General features: G+C 43.6%; 2 protein-coding genes. One reads left to right on the top strand and one right to left on the bottom strand.

What is annotated here, in order from left to right; genetic code table 11:
• Positions 1 to 684 precede the first annotated feature (684 nt).
• Positions 685 to 2,241: a hypothetical protein gene (locus tag Q0393_RS03510; RefSeq protein WP_298977949.1), complete on the bottom strand. Its 1,557-nt coding sequence runs from the start codon at positions 2,239 to 2,241 to the stop codon at positions 685 to 687.
• 333 nt (positions 2,242 to 2,574) lie between these two features.
• Between Q0393_RS03510 and Q0393_RS03515 the strand changes: the two genes are divergently transcribed.
• Positions 2,575 to 3,744, top strand: coding sequence for an integrase arm-type DNA-binding domain-containing protein (locus tag Q0393_RS03515; RefSeq protein ID WP_298977950.1), 1,170 nt, complete (start codon positions 2,575 to 2,577; stop codon positions 3,742 to 3,744).
• The last annotated feature ends 21 nt before the right edge of the window (positions 3,745 to 3,765 follow it).

A 3,765-nucleotide genomic window follows, 5' to 3' on the forward strand; every position in this document is an offset into this window, starting at 1 on the left:
AAATACCGACGGGGGAGGGGCGGCAAGCGGGTTCTTCGGGGGTGCACCGCTCCGTTTTTGGGACAGATCGTAGATTTTGGCGCTGAAGTTTGGGCGGACTGAGGCAAAATCGGCTTAAGGTTCAGGGCAGAGTTTGGGGTCAAATTTCGTGAAAACACGTATTTTTGAAAAGAATTATTTTCAATAGTTAATTTTATGAATTGCCCTAAAATAGGCGTTTGAAAGGGCTGTGAAAATTAAGTTTAAGTTTCAAGCGGCAAAAATGACGCGAATTTGTCCGTTTTCGCTTAAGGAAAGTGTGAAAATTTAGACGCGAGCCGTTTAAGTTTCGCGCGCAATTTTAGCTCGGTCTTGATAACTATTTGCTTAAATCCTATGCACCTGCCCTATGATTATATCATAATCTATCATAGGCGCGCTGCTGTGGGGCTTTGATAGCACCGCTTACTCTCTTGACGGGGGGGGCTATGACCCCACTCGGAATTTTCCGCCCAATACTGACGGTGTAGAGAAAAATTTCAAAATTTAGACTTTTTGTCCCGCGAAAGATACGAGCACATTTTATTATCTGCTTAAAATTTAAGCCCGCTTTTTTTGTCCCACGATCTGCGAAACAAGCGTAAGCATTAGAGCTTTGCGCCTGCGGGAGCGGTGGCCGCCTGCATTTGTCCTGCCGGCGCGAATTCACGCCCATGCCTCGGCGCCTTCATAGTCCTCGTCCTCGTATTCCGGCTCGTCAAATTCTCGCCCCACGATATATTGTTGTAAATACGCGAGCGCATCCATCAGATCATCCTCTTTGCTCTCGACTTCACTATCGAAGCTGAGGAGTTGCGCCTCTAGCTCAGTGCTTGAGTCGATGCTTGCGTTGTGATAAATTTGCCCGGTGCGGTAATATGGCTCTAGGTTTGATATGCGGGTGTTTTTTGCCTTTCCGCCGTGGCTAAGTTGATCAATGGGTAGGTGCACTCCAGTCATTTTTTGTATGATGTCAATCGTATAGAAAAAATCATTTTGCATTCCGGCTTTTTCAATCCCTATCCTGGTGCAGCCGAATATTTGAAAAATCCGTATAATCTCGACGCTCTTTTCAAACGGCGTCCAGTGCCCGGCGCTGATGTCTATTATGAATATACGATTTTTGCTATCGACGGCCGAAGTTATCATCGCTGTTTGGTCACGGCCGTTTGCACTTGCCAGGTCGATTGTTGTAAAAATTTGACATTTTGCAAGCTCTATTTTTTCGCCGCCTAGCGTTAAATTTATGGCCTTTCTAATTTGTAGCGTTCGTATATTGACGCCGTCCGTAATATTTAACGTTTCTGGTTCTGCGCCGATGTCGTATTCTACGCGCTCGAAGTAGCGGAAATACTCGCGTTTGAAAATCGCTCTTTGCGGATCGATCGCCGCGCACATATACTCTTGATAAAATTCATTTGCAAGCCCCTTTGAGACGAGCTGATTTTGTATTGCTTTTATGCGGGATAAAGGGAAACGAGACGGCCATGCGCTCGCGCCGTTTTCTATGATAGGAATTTTTATATGTTGCCATCCCTGCTTGTTGGTTTCTTCTATATTCTCATTGTTCACGATATTGTTTAAGATGCTGTCCTCGTGCAAAATTGTGCCTAACACTACCACTTTGCCGCGAGTTGGGTGCACGGCGGGGAGCAGATCCGCATAAAACCAACCTCTAAGCTTTTGGCGGCTCGCCTTGTTCCCAACCGGGAATTGCCCGTCTTTGCTTTCCAAATCATCGACGATGATAAGCGTCGGACGCATATTATCGATATTAGCGCCGCGCGGATCCTGCCCGGAGCTGAGTGATACTACGTGACAGGTTCGCTCAATATCGTTTCCGTTCCTGTCTTTTTTACCGCGATTAACGACGACCTCTATGCGGTCTTTATTCCAAATTTTACCGCGCTCTATCGCGTAACCTTTGGCAGCTGCTTTATCGATCGAATTTTTGATTGCTTCGACAAATAGCTTTGCTTTCGTATCGTTTGCAGAAGCTATCATAATGAAAGGCTCTGCATAAAAATACAGCCTGCTGACGACGTAAATTTTATTGAGTAGCGTAGTTTTTGCACTACCGCGAAATATGACTACGGCTTTGTATTGATCTTCGCCATCGATAAATTTCAAAACGTCCAGGTGAAATTTAGGCGTTTTGTTCTCAAAGATTTCCGGTTCTATATCTTTTGCAAATTTTAAATAGAGCTCTGGAGGAATTTTCACTAGCTACCCTTTCTTTTGATTTTGTGTATCTTTGGTATAATTGGTTTTTTCATAAAATTTATAAATCCCGCTAGATGCTTGCTAAAATTTTTGTATAAAAAAATGTATAACTAAAATTTACATATTGCCTATTTTAGGCGATATATATATTATAATCAAATCCCCTGTGGGTCACCATTGCTTCTTTTTATATCGATTTACATCAATGTATAACCCTTTACAAAGCTTCGGTCTTAAGGCATTTTGAAGCTATTTTCAATTTAGATTAATTTATATCTATTTATAATTATTTATGCAAAAAATGTATAACTTTCTGTATAACAAGGGTATAAAATGGCTAAAATTTTAACCGCGACGCAGGTGAAGAAATTAAAATTTGAGGGCAGCGGCAAACTCAAGGCGTATTCTATTGATAGCACGTGCGCGCTGTATCTCGTGTGTTTCGCAAACGGCAGCAGATACTACAAGCTACGCACAAAAAGAGGCTACACGACGCTAGGAAGTTTCGATGATATAAGCCTTGCAGAAGCCAGAGAAAAAGCGATGGGTTTGCGTAAATCGGGCGCGAGCGACGAGCTGCAAAAGCAGAAGCTAAAAGATCTTTTCTGCGCGTGGCTGGATATTAAAATTCCGCCCGAGGATAGCGAAAAAATAAGGCAATCCCGCCGTAAAATGATAAATCGCGTAAATAAACATCTGCTGCAACCTTTAGGCAATATGCCGATAGATGAGATCGGCACAAAGGAAGTGATCGCGACCACCAAGGGCGTAAATTTTGCAAGTGCTAAAAAGATAATACCGATCCTGCGCGACGTGCTTAAATTCGCCCGCGCCCAAAACGCGGCGGGCGATATATCGTTTATTTATGAGATCATAGACGATATGAGCGAAATTTATCCGAAGAGGAAAGTAGAGCATAGAAAGGCGGTGACGGATCCAAGGCGTCTAAAAGAGATTATAGATGCGGTCAGAGACGCCCTTATAGAGCCGACGATTAAAAATCTTTTCTTTTTCAATTTGATTATGGCGCAACGTCCGCATCAGATCAGAGAGCTTAGTTGGGATAGGATAGACGGGGATTTCGTGTATTTTAGAGAGGCGGATAATAAAACGGGTGTAAATGCGCGCCTGCCGCTTCCGAGACAAGCAAAGCAAATTTTAGAGCGCCAAAAAGAAGTAAGCGCGGAGGGGGTAGTTTTCAAATCAAGCACCTATTCTAAGCGTAGCGGCTGGGCTATCTCGGACGGCACGCTATTAAAAACGCTAAAGCGCTTGGGTATAGCCGATCTACACGCGCACGGCTTTCGCTCGATGTTTGCTACCTTTGCTATTCGGGCAACCGACGGCGAGCGAGCTATGTTTGAAAAGCGTATCATAGATGAAATATTATTGCATACGCCCGGTAATGAAGTAGATAAAGCTTATTTTAGAGACTTCAACTCGCGCGAGCATTTACGAGTATTGCAGTGGTGGGCAGATTATTTAGAGGGGTTGATGGGCTGATTATTTCTTTTTAAATCGTTT

The organism is uncultured Campylobacter sp., from assembly GCF_938015785.1.
Lineage (GTDB): Bacteria > Campylobacterota > Campylobacteria > Campylobacterales > Campylobacteraceae > Campylobacter_B.